At 51.7% G+C, this 18,248-nt stretch carries 16 protein-coding genes and 1 tRNA gene; 9 read left to right on the forward strand and 8 right to left on the reverse strand.

All coding sequences use genetic code 11. The features are described from left to right. Positions 1-8 precede the first annotated feature (8 nt). Together VRZ32_RS11935 and VRZ32_RS11940 are read left to right on the forward strand one after the other, a co-directional pair. On the forward strand, positions 9-470 hold the full coding sequence (locus VRZ32_RS11935) for a hypothetical protein (protein WP_414525942.1): 462 nt from the start codon (positions 9-11) through the stop codon (positions 468-470). Between the two features lie 199 nt (positions 471-669). Further along, positions 670-981: a hypothetical protein gene (locus VRZ32_RS11940; protein WP_414525943.1), complete on the forward strand. Its 312-nt coding sequence runs from the start codon at positions 670-672 to the stop codon at positions 979-981. 129 nt (positions 982-1,110) lie between these two features. On the opposite strand, the gene cobT is transcribed toward VRZ32_RS11940, so the two are convergent. After that, positions 1,111-2,172, reverse strand: a complete 1,062-nt coding sequence (gene cobT / locus VRZ32_RS11945) for a nicotinate-nucleotide--dimethylbenzimidazole phosphoribosyltransferase (protein WP_414525944.1) — start codon at positions 2,170-2,172, stop codon at positions 1,111-1,113. A 491-nt stretch (positions 2,173-2,663) separates the two neighbouring features. Between cobT and VRZ32_RS11950 the strand changes: the two genes are divergently transcribed. After that, positions 2,664-2,738: transfer RNA gene (locus VRZ32_RS11950), tRNA-Gln, on the forward strand. Positions 2,739-2,787: 49 nt separating this feature from the next. Here VRZ32_RS11950 and VRZ32_RS11955 read toward each other — a convergent pair. The 7 genes from VRZ32_RS11955 to VRZ32_RS11985 all read right to left on the reverse strand — a co-directional run bounded on the left by VRZ32_RS11955 (position 2,788) and on the right by VRZ32_RS11985 (position 10,002). Then, positions 2,788-3,168, reverse strand: coding sequence for a Bro-N domain-containing protein (locus VRZ32_RS11955; protein ID WP_414525945.1), 381 nt, complete (start codon positions 3,166-3,168; stop codon positions 2,788-2,790). A gap of 73 nt (positions 3,169-3,241) precedes the next feature. Then, on the reverse strand, positions 3,242-3,586 hold the full coding sequence (locus VRZ32_RS11960; RefSeq protein WP_414525946.1) for a hypothetical protein: 345 nt from the start codon (positions 3,584-3,586) through the stop codon (positions 3,242-3,244). A gap of 162 nt (positions 3,587-3,748) precedes the next feature. Beyond that, complete coding sequence (locus VRZ32_RS11965) at positions 3,749-4,084, reverse strand: hypothetical protein (RefSeq protein ID WP_414525947.1); 336 nt, start codon at positions 4,082-4,084, stop codon at positions 3,749-3,751. A gap of 1,428 nt (positions 4,085-5,512) precedes the next feature. After that, positions 5,513-6,079 (reverse strand): recombinase family protein, encoded by a 567-nt coding sequence (locus tag VRZ32_RS11970; RefSeq protein WP_414525948.1) that lies wholly within the window; start codon positions 6,077-6,079, stop codon positions 5,513-5,515. Positions 6,080-6,409: 330 nt separating this feature from the next. Beyond that, the gene (locus VRZ32_RS11975) at positions 6,410-7,591 is read right to left on the reverse strand and encodes a restriction endonuclease (RefSeq protein ID WP_414525949.1); all 1,182 of its coding nucleotides are present in this window, start codon (positions 7,589-7,591) and stop codon (positions 6,410-6,412) included. Between the two features lie 88 nt (positions 7,592-7,679). Further along, positions 7,680-8,552 carry a DUF6236 family protein gene (locus VRZ32_RS11980; RefSeq protein WP_414525950.1) on the reverse strand — a complete coding sequence of 291 codons (873 nt, stop codon included), beginning with the start codon at positions 8,550-8,552 and terminating at the stop codon, positions 7,680-7,682. A gap of 40 nt (positions 8,553-8,592) precedes the next feature. Beyond that, positions 8,593-10,002, reverse strand: a complete 1,410-nt coding sequence (locus VRZ32_RS11985; RefSeq protein ID WP_414525951.1) for a tyrosine-type recombinase/integrase — start codon at positions 10,000-10,002, stop codon at positions 8,593-8,595. Between the two features lie 736 nt (positions 10,003-10,738). Between VRZ32_RS11985 and VRZ32_RS11990 the strand changes: the two genes are divergently transcribed. The 6 genes from VRZ32_RS11990 to VRZ32_RS12015 all read left to right on the forward strand — a co-directional run bounded on the left by VRZ32_RS11990 (position 10,739) and on the right by VRZ32_RS12015 (position 18,218). Then, positions 10,739-11,014: a YtcA family lipoprotein gene (locus VRZ32_RS11990; RefSeq protein WP_414525952.1), complete on the forward strand. Its 276-nt coding sequence runs from the start codon at positions 10,739-10,741 to the stop codon at positions 11,012-11,014. A 2-nt stretch (positions 11,015-11,016) separates the two neighbouring features. Beyond that, positions 11,017-12,069: a multidrug transporter subunit MdtN gene (mdtN, locus tag VRZ32_RS11995; protein ID WP_414525953.1), complete on the forward strand. Its 1,053-nt coding sequence runs from the start codon at positions 11,017-11,019 to the stop codon at positions 12,067-12,069. Beyond that, on the forward strand, positions 12,053-13,936 hold the full coding sequence (locus tag VRZ32_RS12000; RefSeq protein WP_414525954.1) for an FUSC family protein: 1,884 nt from the start codon (positions 12,053-12,055) through the stop codon (positions 13,934-13,936). The genes mdtN and VRZ32_RS12000 overlap by 17 nt, the downstream gene beginning before the upstream one ends. After that, the gene (locus VRZ32_RS12005; RefSeq protein WP_414525955.1) at positions 13,933-15,453 is read left to right on the forward strand and encodes a TolC family protein; all 1,521 of its coding nucleotides are present in this window, start codon (positions 13,933-13,935) and stop codon (positions 15,451-15,453) included. Before VRZ32_RS12000 ends, VRZ32_RS12005 begins: the two co-directional genes overlap by 4 nt. A 112-nt stretch (positions 15,454-15,565) precedes the next feature. After that, the gene (locus VRZ32_RS12010; RefSeq protein WP_414525956.1) at positions 15,566-16,726 is read left to right on the forward strand and encodes a linear amide C-N hydrolase; all 1,161 of its coding nucleotides are present in this window, start codon (positions 15,566-15,568) and stop codon (positions 16,724-16,726) included. Between the two features lie 37 nt (positions 16,727-16,763). Then, positions 16,764-18,218, forward strand: a complete 1,455-nt coding sequence (locus VRZ32_RS12015) for an amidohydrolase family protein (protein WP_414525957.1) — start codon at positions 16,764-16,766, stop codon at positions 18,216-18,218. Positions 18,219-18,248 lie beyond the last annotated feature (30 nt).

Raw genomic sequence — 18,248 nt, forward strand, 5'->3', positions numbered from 1 at the left:
GGGTACCTATGACCGAAGCTTCATTTTCTCTTCCGCCAGCAACTGAGTTCGCGCATAAGGCTGCAGAAAAACGTGCTGCCGAGGAGGAGCGGCGGCGTCAAATGCATGAAATTGGTGATACGCACCGCGCCGAGCTTATTGAAACACTGCTTGGCCCGCAGGAAATCAATGTTGATGAGGTATTGCGGCGCGCGGCTACGCTTATCCGTTCGGCGAGTGATCAGGGGCTTAATGAGGTGCTGGCGTTCCGGTATCCATGCGAAATACTGGCAGATCATGGTCGTGCAATTGTTGGGAACGATCCCGACTGGCCAAGTTCATTACGGGGGCGTCCGCTGGTGCTATTCAATATCTGGCGTGAGCACCTTAGGCCGCTAGGCTATGGTCTGCGGGCAGAGATTCTTGACTACCGCAATGATGTGCCTGGTGATGCTGGCTCATTCCTTTTCTGGGGGAATAGTGGCGACTGATTTCGCGGCACACAGCGCACATTGAAGAATAGGGCGCCAAACTTACCAAAGCGTATTCACTTTTGGTTTGGTGTAAAAGCGGTGTGTGCTGATTGTTTTTGTGAAAATGATATTGCACATCACCCTTGGTAATTGCCTCAGTCAGCGATTCTGCGATGCTATATAGAGCGATCATGACGAGGCTATCGGGAGATGCAAAATGTTACCTTTTAGAGCTGTCCAGATGGTGGGGGCGGGGGTGTTTGTTGTATGCGCATTGATGCTCGGAGGTTGCCTATCGAGTGCTGAAATCGCACGTATGAATGCCGAAAATGACCGCAATCGCTGTGAGGGGTATGGCTTTAAGGCAGGTTCGGAAGCGTTTGCCAAATGTCGGTTTGATCTTGATCAGCGTCGTGACGAAGAGCAAAATGCCATGATGGCCGCCCCTATAGGCCCGCCGGTTGTCTATATGCCGCCGCCTGGCCCTTGCTGGAATACGCCGTGGGGTATGCGCTGTGATGCTTGGTAAGAATTGGGTTTAGTCAACATGATTGGCCGCCAAGTTTAGAGCGTCGCGATCAGTTAGAAGTGACGCTTTATCTCTCGGCCGGCCCATCAAGTTCATCCAAAAGTGGTGCCCGCTTTTGGGTTTGATGTATTAGCTGGCATTCACGGCATTTGCTTGTGAGACGGCTGCCTGTTGAAACGTGGCCATGCCTGAATGGCAAGCGGCAGCTGCCTTTACAATGCCTGCTGCAAGGGCAGCGCCCGTACCTTCTCCCAAATGAAGGCCTAATGCCAGCAATGGTTTCTTGCCAAGGCGCTCCAATACCTCGCTATGAGCGCCTTCGGTTGAGAGGTGCCCGGCAATGCAATGATCGATCGAGGATGGATCAACCGCATGCAGGATTGCTGCTGCAGCAGCAATGACATAGCCATCCAGCAGCACAGGGATGTGCTCAAGACGGGCAGCAAGAATGGCGCCTGCAGCGGCGGCTATCTCACGGCCACCAAGGCGGCGCAGCACCTCTAGCGGATCAGACAAATGCCCTTCATGAACAGCCAGGGCAGCTTCAACAGCTGCGATTTTGCGAGCGATTCCCTCTGCATTGCCATTCGTGGGCTTTGCCCCCCAGGTGCCGCGGCCAACCCAATGGCTTGCGGGGCCACCATAAAGGGCGGCAAATATCGCTGCTGCGACAGTGGTATTGCCTATGCCCATCTCACCGATGCTTAACAGGTCTGTGCCGCCAGCAATGGCTTCCATGCCGAATGCCATTGTTGCAACGCAGGATTTCTCATCCAGCGCTGCTTCCGTGGTGATGTCGCCAGTTGGCAGGTCCAGGGCAAGATCAAAAACCTTGAAGCCGAGATCATATGCCGCACAAATCTGGTTGATCGCTCCGCCGCCAGCTGCAAAATTTTCCAGCATCTGCCGTGTTACCGCTTGCGGATAGGCCGATACGTCATGAGCTGCAACGCCATGATTGGCTGCAAATACAACAACCAGTGGACGACGCACAGCAGGCTTGGGGCTGCCCTGCCAGGCGGCAAGCCACTCAACGATGGTTTCAAGCTGACCTAGTGATCCGACAGGTTTTGTCAGCTCCCGATTGTGCGCTCGCACAGCAGCGACGGCAAATTCATCCGGGCCGGGCAATGTTTTGAAAAGTCTGCGAACATCGTCAAAAGGCATTCCGGTAGCGTTATTCGGTTGCATCCTTGTATCCTGCAAAGGGCATCATGATCTGTTTGAAGCGCATGCATATCAGGCTAGCGATCTAAGTGCGAGCCATAACATCGAAGGACCCGGACGGTGCCTGAATATATATCAGAAGTGTTGATGATGTATGTGTAGGGGGGCAGATTCCCGTTTATTCCTCAGGGCTAGGGATAGATTGTATGTGAACTATGCTTTTTCCCACAGGGGATTTTGTAGCCAGATATGAGGAATTAACATGGAATTACGTTGTTAATATATTGATTTTATTGTTGAATTATAAAAATAAGGCGTAATTTTATAGTTTGATGTTGCGAGGCAATTGTCAGCCGCTAATTGCAGAATTATAGTCCAGCATCCTCGACAGATTCGGCATCATATGGAGCTGGGGGAATCGTGGATTTTAGGCTGGACAGATAGACTACGGCATTGTAGTTGAAACGCTATCTGTTAGAGATTGCTTGGTCGGCTATTAACGGCAGAGCAGGTATTGGGGCGTCGCCAAGCGGTAAGGCAGCGGATTTTGATTCCGCCATGCGGAGGTTCGAATCCTCCCGCCCCAGCCATCACTTTTTCACACCCTTGGCGCCTTTAAAATCAATGACTTAGCGTAGGTCATTCCTGCTCTGGTATCCCAGCGGTAGCCCAAAACGGTATCCCAAATTTTTCTTCATCCATCTCACCTGTCGCCACCTTCTCTTCGCCCATAACGTAGCCACCATCCTTGCGGATAGCTGGGAGGACATGGCGGGTGACCCAATCTTGGAAGGCGCGGGCTTCGGGTTTGTCAGAGCGCATGATGAGTTTGTAGAGGCCAGACTCTGAGATGAGGGTGGCTTGGTTCATTCCTTTACCCCCGATCTGACCGGGGGTAGCCTGTCTGCGTTCATCGGCTGCGAGGTTGTTAAGGTATTTTGAAACACCCTTTTCGAGTGCCATCCCAAGAACCCGGCAAACGTCCGCAGCAACAAACCAAGGTGCCCCTTCAATGGACACTACGCGGATCGTGGAGGTGTTGAAGGTGAAGGCCGAGCGTCGTGGACGGGCACGAAGCTCTCAAGCTACCTTTCTACCTAAGACCCATCCAATCGCCGTCTACGGATTTACCAGTTGGGGCTGCGGGGCCATCTGATGCGGACGGGTATGGTTGATAGTCACGTACTTTAAGACCGTCCCTGTCACCCTCCACAATGGCACACTTCGCGGCTGTACTGAGGAGTGCCCGCAGGGCGATTGTATCGGACCCCGCATGCTGCATTGTGATCTGTGCGTGCGGGTTATATCCAGCGTCTAGCAGGACACGTGCAGCGTCAAGGAATGGTGTGCGGCTGCTTTTCACGACTACGGTCTCACCGATGCGAGCTTCGTACAGACCCCGCCCGAGTGGGTGGATAATGATTGCTAGGTTGTTCATGATGTTGTTTGGCTTTCTGAAATGAGAAAGGCCCCGGAGGTGTTCCCCCGAGGCCTTGGCAAACGATAAGTGCAGTCCACTGCACCGATGTTCAATGTGTGGATGGTTAGTGTCGCAGGTGCAGTCACTGCACTTATGCTGCGGGTAATCTGCAGTGGAGTTTTACGCGGCCTGCGGTGGTAGCTTGCGGCGCACGAATGGACGCAGTTCAAGGTTGGCTGAACGTAAGTCGAGAGCGTCTCCATTCTTGATATGAACGCGGTAGCCTTCAGGCGGGTTCATGATGAGACGTGCGGCGCGTAAAGACCCCTTGCGGTAATGAGGGACACGCACTGCTTTGGTGTTGAAGATCCACTGCGGGGTGAACGCGGTAGCCACGCGGTGGTAGTCAGCTATATCCACCTTTGCCTTGAGGTCGGAGTTAGCGAGCGGAACGAGGTAGTACTTATGGGTGCCTTCAGTGGCTTCGATGGGGTGTCTGCGGGTTTTGATGGTCATTAAACTGAACCTCTGCTGATAAAAGAGACAGCAAGGCAGCTAATAAAACTGAACCTTTGCTATGAAGAACGGATATTAAGACACGAAGACAAGGATATTTCCTTGCCCACGGCTTCTGCCAATCCTCTCCCAGTCACAGGTCACCGCTGGCGCAAGAGCGCGTACGACGGCTAGCACTCCGAGACCTACTCGCTGTGTGGGATGAGGATTGGCAGAAAGAATTAGGTGTTGCAGTGGTTGGTGCAGTCACTGCACTCACACTCATGGACACCAATGGTTTGCCGTCACGGTTCACTTAGGCGTTCCCTGATCGGGAAGACCCCCAACAACACTTCCCCAAAGCAAGGAAATAGGGCGGTGTTGTTGAGGTCTATCCAATCACAGAAAGCCTCAACTCCATGACAAGCTGAGATATGGTACACATAAGGAAACCTATAGGGTCTCTACTTAAGTGTTAGATAAGGTAATTTGTTTAAGGGTTATTTCTTAGGGGTAGTTACCAATAGTAAACAGTTAGGTAAAAACTTAAGTGTCCCTTATATAACACTTTAGTTTCCTCCCCCTTACCCCCTCCGGTCATCAACATTCCATGCCCCCTTATCAGGGAATGTCTCGCGGTTCTGCCGGGGGATCGTAGGTGCAATCACTGCACTTGTGATGTCCTCGGCATGGGTCTTGGGAACCCGATCGGTTGGCCGTCTCTGGCTAGAGGGGGCAGTTTTTATCCCGAAGCCTTCTATGGCTAGAGGGGCTGTTTTTTAATCTGATGCCTTCTATGGCTAGAGGTGAGGGTTTTTATCTCGGCGTCTCTGGGACTAGAGGTGCGAGGTAATTATTTAGCGGCCATCTATGGCTAGAGGTGCAACCTTTTATCCAGATGCGCCCTATTGGCTAGAGGGGATAGTTTTTAATCCAGTGTCTGCGTACTCATCAGAGGAACCTGCGTTGTTCCTCTGATGCCCTTTAAGCTACAACTATAGGCTCACCAGCCGGCCTTTGTTGCTATAAGGCTAAAAACTCTCCCACAGGAACTTTATCCGGTCCTTCTTGCCGCGTACTTCCCGCACCAAGGTCCTGCGGGATATCAGGACGATGGATAGCCTACCAAAGATTAGAAACACCTCATTGTCTTCCTTCCAGTATCCCCAAGCCTTGTATTCAGGGTGTATCCACGGGCGAAGCTTGCCCTTGCCTGACCATTGAATTTGGACTGCGCCGATAGGTGTCTTGATATACTGCATTTCCATGCTCCTAAGGGTGCCCCGGCAGAGGGCGTGTGAATAATATGCACAAGATTAAGTAAATTATCAATATAAAATTATGTAAATTTCATAAATTAAATGGTTACGGTGTCGTTTCTATTATTAATTGCTTGAATTTTTATATGATATTTAATTTTAAAGTTTGATTTTATTGGTGTTTATGCTGTTAATTGTTTAACTGCAATTTCGCTTCTGAGATAATTCTATGTACGGAACCTTTTCCGATACCAAGGCGCTGTGCAATTTGCCCCATACTGAGGCCTTCATTCTTAAGGCTCATAACGTCTTCTGCTTTAGCCCGTGCAGTTGGCTTGCGGCCCTTGTACTTTCCGTCTGCCTTCGCCTTTGCAATGCCTTCACGTTGCCGCTCAAGCATCATCTCACGTTCAAACTGAGCCACGCCTCCAAGCACATTCAGCATCAGCTTGCCTGTTGGTGTCGAGGTATCCACGCCCATATTGATGATGCGCAGGTCAACACCCTTCTCCTGTAGCCTGCTCATGATTTCCCACATATGCGGCACTGAACGGGCCAGCCTGTCGAGCTTAGTCACAACAATGGTGTCACCAGTACGGGCAAACTCAAGGAGGCCTTCAAGTGCCCTGCGAGGCCCCACTGAGGAGGTCTGCTCACTGATGACCTTCTCGCAGCCTAATGCCTGAAGGTCCCGTATCTGAGCCTCAAGCCCTGCTTCTTGTTCGAGGGTGGATGTACGAGCGTATCCGATGAGCATGGCTGAGGCCTCATTCGTTCCATTGAAGTTATAGACATGAGAGTCTATATCGTTCCGAATGTCAATATGCATTCTATTGGGACGGATGAGGCGCGATGATGGAACGTCCCGCATAAGCCTGCCCTGTGGGACGCTTAAGGATTTCATCAGCATGGCGTTGTGGTGGAGTGAAGAAGGGACGCCTATAGGCACTATCAATATGCACCTTAGTTGGTGCGGAGGTGAGTGTGCGGTGCGGCCGCAGGGTAACGGGGGGATTCGGGACAGCGTCCCCGTTAATAAGAGCTTTCAGATTTTTGGCCAAATAACTTTTGGGTCGAAAGTCGGGCCTCAACGTAGTTTGAAGTCGGCGATAAGGGCCGGGCGAGAAGCAAGAAGATGCTCTAAGTGGCTTTCGGCCCACATTTCAATACGAGGCACTGTACCCTCTGAGTTGTGACGCTCAACCCATTGGACTGCGTCTGTTGTGAACCTTCCGCTTGTTGCGAGCACAAGCACGTCCACCTTTGGGGCGCCCCAGAGCTTCGTTTGTTCGGCTGCGACTGTAGCATCTGGAAGACTGACGCTCCTTGATAGCCAATGCTTACACTGGATAATCACGCGTTCGCGCCGAGTGCCAGCCAAAGGGTCTTGTATTACCCGTGTTACCGAGAGATCGCGACCTCTATCCGGGGCTTTAGTTTGCATAAGCCATTCAGGGTTCTCATAACCTGCCTGATTGGTAATTAGCGTGAACAATAGTCGCTCAAAACCATCGGCAGTTAGATTGCTCCATTGCAATTGAACGGTAACAGGGCCTCGTGGCTTTGCTGCAACGAGGTCTGCTAAATCAATAGCCGAAACCGGAAGCGGTTCATTTTCACCATAAAGCCCTTGCTCTAAGCCTCTTTTCACATTCGGCCAGTCAAACTGCTCGATATCGTGTAAGTCTTGGCATTCAGCGAATTTCAGATGACGCTTGAGATTGCTCCATGAATTGGGCTTCTGCATGCTGCTACCAAGTAGAACTTCAATTTGATCAAGGCAATTGCACAGGGTATCCCAAAGACTACCAGATAGTTTTTGACCACGTTGCGGCTCCCCGAATGTATGGCGTACTTCGCGAAGCGCCGTGTCAAACTGTGCTATAAGGTTAATCAGTTCATCTCTAATGAGTGCGCGGCGCTTTTGATCGAACCGAAAGCGATACTCGCTTATTTGGTCACCACCTGCCCATAGGCTATTCTCTAACTGCATCTCTGCGAGAGGATCTCCAAGTTCCATTAAATCAAATCGAATTGCTCCAATGCTTTCCGCATCTGGAGGAGTTACGTCGGGTTTCCAGCCATCAATTGCAGGGAGAGCGCGTAGCACTTGTAGGAACGACCGGCAGCGATCTTGATATTCTGGCTGCGCTCCGAAAGAGAGACCGCGCGGGAACAGGTCCTGCAACTCGCTCCAGAGTCTTTCGAGTTTGGCGAGGTTCGCCTCAGTGGCCTCAAACTGCTTCAAGGCCTCCATTATCGCACTCATTCGCTCTGATCCTCACAATAGCTAGAACAGTGAGACGAATCCTCTATAGTCGCCAGCTTGACTGAGTGTTTGTTAGTCAATTGTTGCATCATGCAAGCTTCCTCTTGACTTCAACGGCATACCAATAAGGTGAAGACCGATCTGCCTTGAGTTTTGCGTTTACGCCATTTGTAATGGAAATGAAAGCGCCCACGCCACCGACAATGCTGGTCGATGCTCCCATAGCAGTTGACAGACCAAAAAATTGACCGGCGGCAGCAGCTCCCAAGCTAACAAGAGTCTTCACATCAGCGAGATTAATATACTTCCACCACTCTCGCGATGTCTTTAGTAGATCAGCGATGGCCTGATCAACCTCACTTTCAATGACTCTAATCGCCATATCTTTGTCGTCACTCTGTGTGATAGTGACATATAATTTGTCTAACTTAGATCGGAGTTTCTCTAGCTCGGAGCGGCGATTCAACTTAAATTCTAGAATACTCTCCATTCTGGTGCCGGGCGGGGGTAACGGAAGGCCACCTACAAGTTGTACCAAGGCTGAGCGACCCGCCTCGAATTGCGAAGTATGCGCCAACTCTTCGGGAGGTGCGGCTGTGAGGCACCAATAACCCGGCCGCTCCTTTTCAAGCATCGCAAAGCTCCTCACCTGGGTTTCGGTGGCAAGGTGCAGAATTTGAGGTATGTCGAAGCTTCCGACACCAATACTACGTGGGCGAATGAGTACCTCTTCTCGCATGAGCAGTTCCTCTTCTGGAAGAGCAACATGCACGAGGTTATTGGTGGGGCACGCAATTTTATCCCAATAAAGGACCCCAGACTGAAGCTCCTCTTCAGGGATTTTCGTTGTGGTAAGGCCACTTAGCCCCTTTGGTTGAAGGAGACTAGGAAACAACAAACCACGCCCGATTAGTTTAGGAGCAGTCCCCCTGAAAGCGACTCGACGCTTTGCTTCGCCCATAGTTCCTCCAGCTTAGTATACATATCATCCTGCAGATATATCATAGCAAGATAATAGGGCTTGAACTATCTGCTGAAATTTTGTCATCTAAGCCGCTGAAGGGTAACCTTACGGACTCCACAACAGCTCTTAACTGCTCCTTTAGTGGCCCTGCAGAATACTTTCCAAGCGACATGCCAAGCCGTTTATGGCCCACCAGCGCCTCTATAAAATGCGGTTGTTGCCCTGCCTGCTCAGCTTTTGTGATGAACCAACGGCGAAGACTGTGAAAGTCTACGCGGCTCTGTCGGGCACCTTTGGGCACGTCATCTACGCCGATCTTGCGCCTGTAGTTGGTGAACTGCTTCACAACCTTTTGGGAGCGCTCAACTGCGCTGCCCTCTTGTGGGACTGGTAATTCAGGGAATAGGGGGCTGGTTGGCTCCTTGCCCTTTGTTCGTCTATCAATGATTTCCTGCAAGGCTGAGTGAATGGGCACCTTGCGGATACCGGCAGAAGTCTTTGCAATGGTAATGTCAAACCACCCGCCAGCTACCTCCTCAACAGTCAACCGCGCAATCTCCTCAATACGCATTCCAGAGAGAGCAGCAATAGCCATGAAGTCCCTCAGCAAAGGGCTGGGGTTGCCCTTGAATAGAGCTTCAATCTCACTCTCGGTGTAGGGGCGCTTGGCCGTTGCCTTAGTTGGCTCTGGCTCCTCAAGAGACTGTCTGGTCCAGATGTTGGCGGAAACGTATTCCTTGATTTCCAGCCACTTCCAGAGTGACGAAAGACAAGAGATGTCTTTGTTTGCAGTTCTTGGGTTTGCCTCAGTCTCAACGAAAGCCGCTGTAACGTACCGTCCTGCTATCCTGCGTGTGATCTTTTCTACTGTGACGGGTAGCTTGGACTCCGCCAGCCATCTGTCAAATTTGGAGACAGCTCGGCGATAGTCGATCATCTGTCGTGGCTTCATAACCTTCTCGGCGAGCCATTTATCGACAACAGCTATAAGCGGAGTTGCGCTCCCAGTAGCAATATTGACAAAAGCTTTGGCCTTGTCTTCTCCGTCCCGACGCTCAATCTCCTCTGCCCTGTCAGCCAAAAGGTCACGGGATAGGTTAAGAGGAATCTCAATATCATTCCCACCTTCATCTTGAAATGTCTCAAAGCTTGTAGGGTCTTCGTCTTCGGCAGAAATATGTTGCCGCCAGTCGAGGGCTTCTTGAATCAGTGGAGGTACGGAGTTGCGAGATTTGGATCGCAAGTTTTTCTCTGCCTTGGCTAGCTGATCCTTCATATCCGCTACAATACGATGCTTTTGATGGTTTGCTAGCGCAAGGCTGTCAGTGTGCAGTGGGTGCTTTAGATGCGCCTTGCCGACAACCTGTCGGAGACGATCAGGAACCTTGACGACAACAACCCACTGATTGCCGTGCTTCTTGAGGTATCGCGTGTCATGATAAGCCATGCAGTGGGATGCCTTCTAATTTTCCCAGTAGCCCACTGGTAGCCCAAACTGGTAGCCCACGTCAACGCCTTAAAACCCTTAAATATAAGGGCTTCATGGGCTTAAGAGGAGGTCGGATTAGTGTCCTCCCGCCCCAGCCATCACTTTTTTCACAGTCTTGATACATTTAAAATCAGCGATTTAGAGAATGCTATTCTCGTGCTGGTATCTCAGCAGCATTCGGCGAGAGTCTTCCCCAACGATATCAGCGATACGGTCTACGTTCTGGGGTACGTGACAAATGGCAGGCGCTAAAGCATTACAAGTCCAGTAGCATTCAAGAGTGGGATGAAGTCAGGCTGGACTAACCTGCAGAAGTAATGTCATGGAAGTGCATTGGGCGTCAGGCGGTCAGTCCTCTATATAAGAGGGCGCTAATAAGGTTTTATGTTACTCAAATTTTTGCCTGCTGACAGACGGTTTGAGGCGTGCCCTTACCCTATTTAATATTATAATACTTTTGGGGCGCTCATTATATTGTTGTATATTGTTGTCGTATATCTCTAGAGTGCGTTTGGGCAAGCTGGAGAATCTTCCAAGGCTTTTAAGGATATGGCAGGTGATTAATTTTATTACGTTAATTTAAAAAATTGAAATGGCGAATTTTATACATATGCTTAAATTATTAAATATTTCTGCATACAATGATGAAAAGTTATATCACGTTGATCTATGTGCGAGGAGAATGATATTTGTGATGCATCAGGTCGTTTTCTCTCGATGGTTCGCTGTGTTTTCTTCGCTCGCAGTTGCTGGTTGTTCTTCTCAACCAAGCCCTTCTTTCCCTCTATTCGGCGCGTATTTCCCTTCGTGGTTAGCTTACCTTGCCGTGGGGATTGTTGGTGCTCTCGTTGTACGTCTTATTTTTGTGCGCACAGGTGTTGATGACCAGATGCCATTCCGACTTGTGGTTTACATCAGCTTGGCGGCAGGAATTGCCTTTGCTCTCGCGCTTTTGATTTATGGACGATAAACATGAGCGGCTCTGCTTATGCAAGAAAAAGACCCGGCTTGTTTGCCTCACTATTGGGGATTGGTATTATAGCTGCGGCGATCGTTCTCGGGCTAGCTTATATGCGGAAAGCTCGGAATAATCCGCTGTCGGAAGATGCAGTGATTATGGCCAATACTGTCAATATCGCATCTACGGTGCCGGGCCGTATCGTTGAGATCAATGTTAAGGAAAACGGTCGTGTTAAGCGGGGCGATTTGCTGTTTAAGGTGGATCCAGAGCCCTTCCGTTTGCTTGTGGAGCAAACGGCGGCAGATTTAAAAATTGCGGAAGCCGCCCGCGAGACCCAGCAGCGGACCATCGCTGCCGAACAAAGTAATGCACAAATCGCCAACCAGCAGATACAGCGCGCAAAATCCAACCTGGCCCTTGCTGAGGAAACGCTGAAACGTCTTACGGCGCTGCTACCCAAGGGTTATGTCACGCGGCAGCAAGTGGATGATGCCAGAACCTTGCGTGATGATGCACAGGTCAGCCTAAATCAGGCATTCAAGCAAGCAAAGGCTGCTGATTCTTTGGTGAATACGATTGATGGAGCACAGGCACTGGTTGAGGCGCGCCAAGCGGCGTTGGCGTTGGCGCAACGCAATCTGGACAACACCGACGTGCTGGCGCCCCATGATGGTTTGGTTGTTGGACTAACGATTGCTACGGGACAAATCATCATACCAGGGCAATCGGTATTCACGCTGATCGATACAGAAAACTGGTATGCTTCTGCAAGTTTTATGGAGACGGAGCTGGACAGGATTGCGATTGGCGATTGCGCGACAGTTCATATACTCGCTAACCGCTCTATCCCTATTCAGGGGCGTGTTGAAAGTATCGGCTGGGGGGTAACATCTGAAGAGTTGATCAACATTCCGCGCAATCTGCCCTATGTCCCCAAATCGCTCAACTGGGTGCGGATCGAGCAGCGCTTTCCGGTGCGGATCAAACTGAATAACCCGCCTGAGGATCTCACCCGTGTGGGAGGTTCGGCAGTGGTAATGGTCAAGCATGGCAAGCAATGCTGATATCCCAAACATGAGCATGCTGCGGCAGATCGTGTTGGACCTTGCGCCATTCCCTGGGCGCGCGGGCACCACATGGCGCACTGCGGCTATCTGCACGCTGGCGGTAACAATCGCCATGATGTTTCAGATCCCGGAATCGGCTATCAGTTGCTACCTGATTATCTTTCTTATGAAGGCTGATGGTTCAGAAAACACCATCATTCCCATTGCGGCGGCCTTTGCGATCACGCTGCTTGTCGCCATGATTGTGCCAATCCTGCAGTGGAGCGTGGAATCGCCATTGCTGCGTCTGCTTGTGATGACGGGCGTTTCAATTGTCTTTCTGTTCATTGGTGCTGCCAGCAAGCTTGGCGAAGCGGGGGGCATTGTTGCGCTGATCATTGCTTTCGTGCTCTCGCTGGTGAACCAGGTGCCGATTGGCGGTGTGATCTCTACCGGCCTGCGATATGCATGGGAAATGGCCATCATGCCCATGATTGTGATGGCGGCTTTCAACCTCTGCTTTGGGCGATCGACTGTGTCCCTGCTAAGGGAGGGGATGCGTCAGAGGCTCGTGGCTGCGCGCGATGTGGTGCTTGCCAATTCGCAAGATGCTCAAGAGCGGGTACGGGAGCTTTTGCATCAGGGAAATGATGAGGCAAATAAGCGCATTATGTTTGTGCGCCTATTGCATCTGACATCTCGCGATGCGTTGCGGCAGATAGAGGTTGATGTTCTGGCCTCTTACCAGCTTTTGCTTGCTGCGCGGGCACTGCCTGCGGAAATATCCGATGCTACGCGTGCCGTACTGGGGGCGGAGATTTCAGCCGCTATCGATGCACTGGATGCTGGCAACGCGATGCCACAGCCACAGGCTATGCGTGAAGGTTCAAGCGCTACCGAGCGGGGTATTCACCATGCGTTGGCGACGATGGCTGGCAATGTTGAGGCTGACTTTGCTGCTGCCCCCAAGGATACCTTCTTTGCGCCTGATGCCCTGACAAACCCCAGATATCAAGGCTTTGCCCTTAAAACGACGCTGGCAGCCATGCTGTGTTACGTTTTCTATGCGGGGATTAACTGGCAGGGTATCCATACAGCGATGATCACCTGTTATGTCGCCTCATTGGGGACAGCGGGAGAGACCATTCACAAGCTATGCCTGCGCATTGGCGGCTGTCTGATTGGCGCTGCACTTGGCATAAGTTCAATTATGTTTCTGATGCCGCATATGGATTCTATCGGGCATCTCATGCTGCTGCTGTTTGCAGTGACGTGCATTGCGGCGTGGGTTTCCAGTGGCGATGAGCGGATTGCCTATGCGGGCGTGCAGATAGGTCTGGCGTTTTATCTCACTATTTTGCAGGGCTTTGCTCCAACCATTGATACGGATACAGCGCGTGATCGTATCATCGGCATTCTCGTGGGTAATCTGGCGATTTATTTCGTCTCCACGATGATCTGGCCGGTAACTGTGGAGAGCTCCATCCGCACCAGTTTGTCGAAGGCGCTGAAGGGACTTGCTGTGCTTGCATCAACACGTCCTGATAAGCGTGGTGCAATGGTGGCGCAGGTGGCTGATATTGAAACACAGCTTGATGCAGTCAGCCGGAATTTCCAACTGATGTCATTTGAGCCTAAAGCCTTGCAGCCTGCAAAAACTATAGGAAACAATCTGCAGGAAATTGCCGAACAGGTGGCTTCTCTGGATAAGGAAATATACTTCTCGCAAGAAGACCTGTCATATCTGTCATTGCCCTTGACTCGACTGGCCGAAAAAGTCACAGCCTCAGATGCTTGTGGTACCGATGTGCCTGAAGCCTCACCAGAATCACACACCATGAGCCTGGAGCGCATGGAGCAGCTAATAGCAGGGAAAGAGGCATGAAATATGCACTCGGATCAGGGCTGCGCAGGCTGCGCCTTTCAACGATGGCTGTGCTTGCCTGCCTTGCGCTGACAGCCTGCGCAACCGATGCCATGAAGCTTGCGCCCACAGCTCCGGATCAGCCGTGGAAGCCCGGCAATCAGCAGACGACAGGTGGCGCGGTTGACTTCAGCTTACCTGCTGATCCGGCTCTTTCGCAGCTACATGATAATGTAACAATCGATACCAAGCGTTCTTATGGACTGGCGGAACTGATTGATATTGCCCAGCGCGGCAATCCTGCAACCCGCATTGCGTGGGAGCATGCGCGGCAGGCTGCGCTGGCTGTGGGAATGGTGGAGGCAACCTATCTGCCGATGATTACAGCCAATGTAATCGGAGGGCGGCAAAAGGCCTCGACACCTGTTGATTTGCCCATAGCTGGAGAGCGTCAGCTCAATGCAACATTAAGCGGGGTTTCTCCCTCTCTCGCGCTGCAATGGTTGCTGTTTGATTTTGGCCAGCGGCAGGCCGTTGCAGGTGCGGCGCGCGAGGTATCTTATGCTGCGAATGTGATGTTCAATGCATCACATCAGAAGCTTATTTTTGATGTTGCCAATGCGTATTACCTCTATGGTGCAGCAACATCTGCGCTGGATATTGCCCATCATACTTTGCGAAATTCTCGTGAGATCAGAAGTGCAGTCGAGGCGCGGCTTGCAAATGGGCGCGCAACAACTGTTGAAGTTGCGCAAGCGCGTCAGTTGGTTGCGCAATCCGAGTTGCGGCTCGTGAAAGCCGAAGGGCAAGCGCGTGATGCATATCAGGCTGTGCTGGCCGCGATGGGCATCAATGCCACCGTAAAGATAAAGATTAATGGCGCCACAAAGCGCAATTTACCAGCCAAGGTTGATGCAACAACCGACAACATGATCAAAGCCGCATTGTCGCGCCGTCCGGATGTGATTGCGAGCTATGCAGCGCTGAAAGCAAGCCAGTCTGGCATTGCAGCCGCAGAGGCTGAGTTCATGCCAAAAGTATTTGTTGCGGGCGGGGTGACAAAATCCTCAACCGGCTTCAATGCCAGCGGTCTTCCGACTATTGGCAATCAGGCGACCGGCATGGGCTTTCTGGTGGGGGCCACCATGCCGATTTATGATAGCGGGTTAAGAGCTGCCCAATTGAAGAATGCGCAAGCACAAGCCTCAGCAAGCGAGCAGGTTTTCCGCAAGACGCAATTGGCCGCTGTGACTGAAATTGTGGTTGCCTCAAACGCTCTGCGCACAGCGCTTGAGTCTCACAAAGCGGCGACTGCTTTATTGAAGGCTGCAGCCATCACCTACGATGCTGCTATTGATGCCTATAAAAACGGTGTTGGAACCTTAACAGTGGTAACCGAAGCCAATAGCGGGCTTCTCGACGCGCGTTTGGCACAGGCCGATGCACACGCAGCATCGCTGATCACTGCTGCCAATCTGGCATTCATGACAGGTAGCCTTACTTCAACCAACAGCCTGCCGTTTCTACCTGTGCAGTGAAAATATCCATGCTTCGGCAAGTGATTAAGCTTGAGTATTTATCGTTGATCGGCAGATGGGTTTTGGCTAGCATCTCAGCCACGGTTTCAATCATCTTAGGGATACACACGCCATGTCTATGACCTCAACATTGCTCCCGATGGTTGCTGATGGTCTGGGAAACTTTTTCGGCGACAGCCTCATGCTGGCGTGCACCTCCCTGATGTTTCGTGACACATCCGGTGGGGCCTATGCCGGGCGTACGCTCGAACTGTCGATTGAATTGCCCTATCTTGTGTCATTCCTGCCCAGGGGGCGCGCCTTCACATCAGCTATTGAGGGGCATGCGCCGCTTAATGTGCAGTCAAAGTATGATATTCTGGCAGTCACAGTGCCAAATGGATCGGTCAACGATCTTAAGATCGTCGAGGGGTTGAATGGGGCCGGGTTGACGTTCAGTGTGCTGGCTTATGCGGGCGCAAATGGTCCTGCAGATAACTTTGCCAAGACCAAAGCCGCGCTCGCAGCTATTGATCTTGGTGCATGGGTGCTATCGCAGTTCGATACAGCGAGTGCGGTTAAAACTGCGCTGGAACAGCAACCTGTTTTGCTCACACCATTAGCCGCATTGCACGGCGCGCAGACGCCCTTCCATTTTGTCGTGCATGATCGATCCGGTGCATCGATCGTGATCGAGTTCTCCAATGGCAAGCTGAACATCTATGATAACCCCGTAGGGGTGATGACGAATGGGCCGGAATTTTCCTGGCACATCACCAATCTGAACAATTATACTTTCCTGACGAATATCGATAAGTCAGTTGGTAAATTTGGCAATCTGACTGTTTCGCAACCCGATTCAGGTATTGCGACAGCAGGTCTGCCCGCTTCCAACACCTCGGTTGGACGCTTTGTGCGCGCTGTTTACTACTCGAACTTTGCTCAAGCTGTTACGCCGGATAAAGCCATTGTCGGGCTTGGTCACATCCTGAATAACTTTGATCGTCCCAAAGGCATTACGATTGATGCGCGCAATGGTGGCGGGCTGGAGTTTGATGGTATTGAGGAAGAAAACCCCAGCGAGTTCAGCACTGAATATACGTCCTGGACGTCGCTGACGGATCTTGGTCTCAATCAGCTGTTTATTCGCTCGTATGACAATATCAACTTCATCAAGTTTGATCTTGGCCGCCTTGCGGGCATGAAGGATGTCAAACTGGTGCCATTGGCTGAGGTGGCAAAGCTTAACATGCTGGATGCGACTGATGTGCTGCTGAACGCCAAGGCTCCCTGAGGCAAAGCCTCCCTGACACATTTTCAAGGAGGCACCATTGCGCGCTCTTCCCAGCAAGTATCAGTATTTGATGCATGGCTTTGGCTGTGTTTGTCATAGCGCAGAGGTCACCGCTATCTGCGACCGCGTGAACAAGGCTGTCTCTAGACGTTCGGTATTGGGCGGGATTGCTGCAACGTTTGCCTCAGCGGGGCTGGCAGCGGCAGCCACACCTGCAACACAAGCGCCTGATAAAAAAGTGCTTTTGAAAAACGCCCGTATCTTTGATGGTAAATCCGGCAAGCTTGTCGAGGGGCAGAACGTCCTGATTGAGGGCAACCGCATCAAGGCTCTGATACAGGCAGCAGAAAATGTAACGGATGCTGAAGCCATTGATTGTCGCGGTGGCACGGTTATGCCTGGGCTGATTGATGCCCATTGGCACTCGATCCTTGCAGCTATTCCGCAGGCTGTCGCGATGACGGCGGATGTACCTTATATCCATCTTGTGGCGGCTGAGGAGGCCGAGCGCACGCTGATGCGGGGCTTTACCACGATCCGCGATACGGGCGGGCCCTCATTTTCACTCAAGCGGGCGATTGACGAGAACCGTCTGCCTGGACCACGTATTTTCCCTTCTGGCGCCATGATCTCCCAGACTTCGGGACATGGCGATTTTCGTTTTCGCAATGAGCTGCCCCATTCAATGGAAATGGGCCTGAGTGCATCTGAAAAAGCGGGAATTTCTGCCATTGCAGATGGCGCTGATTCTGTCTTGCGCAGCACGCGTGAGCAGCTGATGCTGGGTGCGAGCCAAGTCAAGATTATGGTAGGTGGTGGCGTCGCTTCGCTTTACGACCCTCTCTATAGCATCCAGTTCACGCCCGCCGAAATCCGCGCAGCCGTGCAAGCGGCCTCTGACTGGGGCACTTATGTCTGCGCGCATGTATACACGTCTGCTGGTATTCAGCGGGCGCTCGATGGCGGCGTGCAGTGCATTGAACATGGCCAGCTTGCCGATGAGGAAACGGTTGTCCGTATGGTCGATGCCGATGCGTGGTGGAGCATTCAGCCGTTTCTGGCAGATGAGGATTCAAACCCGCTAAACTTGCCTGAGCAAAGAGCCATGCAAAAGGAAATAGCGGAAGGAACCGTGCGTTCATTTGGTTTGGCGCAGAAGCACAAAGCCAAAATGGCCTGGGGCACGGATATTCTGTTCAACCCGCAGGGCACGAAATCGCAAGGGCGACAGCTGGCAAAAACGGCTAAGTGGCTTGGCAATGACGGCGCGCTGATGATGGCAACCCGCAACAACGGTGAGTTGCTTGCCATGTCCGGATTGCGCTCTCCCTATAAAGGGCCGATCGGCGTAATCGAGCCGGGCGCACTTGCGGATATCCTTGTGATTGATGGCAATCCTCTTGAGGATGTTTTCCTGATTGCCGATCCAGACAAAAACATGAAGCTCATCATGAAGGATGGGCAGGTGTACAAGAACACTCTTACAGTCTGACGAAGATGATTGGCATGAGATGTGTTTTCA

The sequence above is a fragment of the Pseudochelatococcus sp. G4_1912 genome, assembly GCF_047501465.1.
Classification (GTDB): Bacteria; Pseudomonadota; Alphaproteobacteria; order Rhizobiales; family Beijerinckiaceae; genus Pseudochelatococcus.

Bases quoted from the DNA above. Each gene is read 5' to 3' on its own strand.
- cobT (WP_414525944.1), bottom strand. From the start codon at position 2,172: ATGCAACCGAATAACGCTACCGGAATGCCTTTTGACGATGTTCGCAGA.
- VRZ32_RS11935 (WP_414525942.1), top strand. From the start codon at position 9: ATGACCGAAGCTTCATTTTCTCTTCCGCCAGCAACTGAGTTCGCGCAT.
- VRZ32_RS11965 (WP_414525947.1), bottom strand. From the start codon at position 4,084: ATGACCATCAAAACCCGCAGACACCCCATCGAAGCCACTGAAGGCACC.
- VRZ32_RS11970 (WP_414525948.1), bottom strand. From the start codon at position 6,079: ATGCTCATCGGATACGCTCGTACATCCACCCTCGAACAAGAAGCAGGG.
- VRZ32_RS12010 (WP_414525956.1), top strand. From the start codon at position 15,566: ATGTCTATGACCTCAACATTGCTCCCGATGGTTGCTGATGGTCTGGGA.
- VRZ32_RS12000 (WP_414525954.1), top strand. From the start codon at position 12,053: ATGGCAAGCAATGCTGATATCCCAAACATGAGCATGCTGCGGCAGATC.
- VRZ32_RS11985 (WP_414525951.1), bottom strand. From the start codon at position 10,002: ATGGCTTATCATGACACGCGATACCTCAAGAAGCACGGCAATCAGTGG.
- VRZ32_RS11975 (WP_414525949.1), bottom strand. From the start codon at position 7,591: ATGAGTGCGATAATGGAGGCCTTGAAGCAGTTTGAGGCCACTGAGGCG.
- VRZ32_RS11990 (WP_414525952.1), top strand. From the start codon at position 10,739: ATGCATCAGGTCGTTTTCTCTCGATGGTTCGCTGTGTTTTCTTCGCTC.
- VRZ32_RS11980 (WP_414525950.1), bottom strand. From the start codon at position 8,552: ATGGGCGAAGCAAAGCGTCGAGTCGCTTTCAGGGGGACTGCTCCTAAA.
- VRZ32_RS11940 (WP_414525943.1), top strand. From the start codon at position 670: ATGTTACCTTTTAGAGCTGTCCAGATGGTGGGGGCGGGGGTGTTTGTT.
- mdtN (WP_414525953.1), top strand. From the start codon at position 11,017: ATGAGCGGCTCTGCTTATGCAAGAAAAAGACCCGGCTTGTTTGCCTCA.
- VRZ32_RS11960 (WP_414525946.1), bottom strand. From the start codon at position 3,586: ATGAACAACCTAGCAATCATTATCCACCCACTCGGGCGGGGTCTGTAC.
- VRZ32_RS12005 (WP_414525955.1), top strand. From the start codon at position 13,933: ATGAAATATGCACTCGGATCAGGGCTGCGCAGGCTGCGCCTTTCAACG.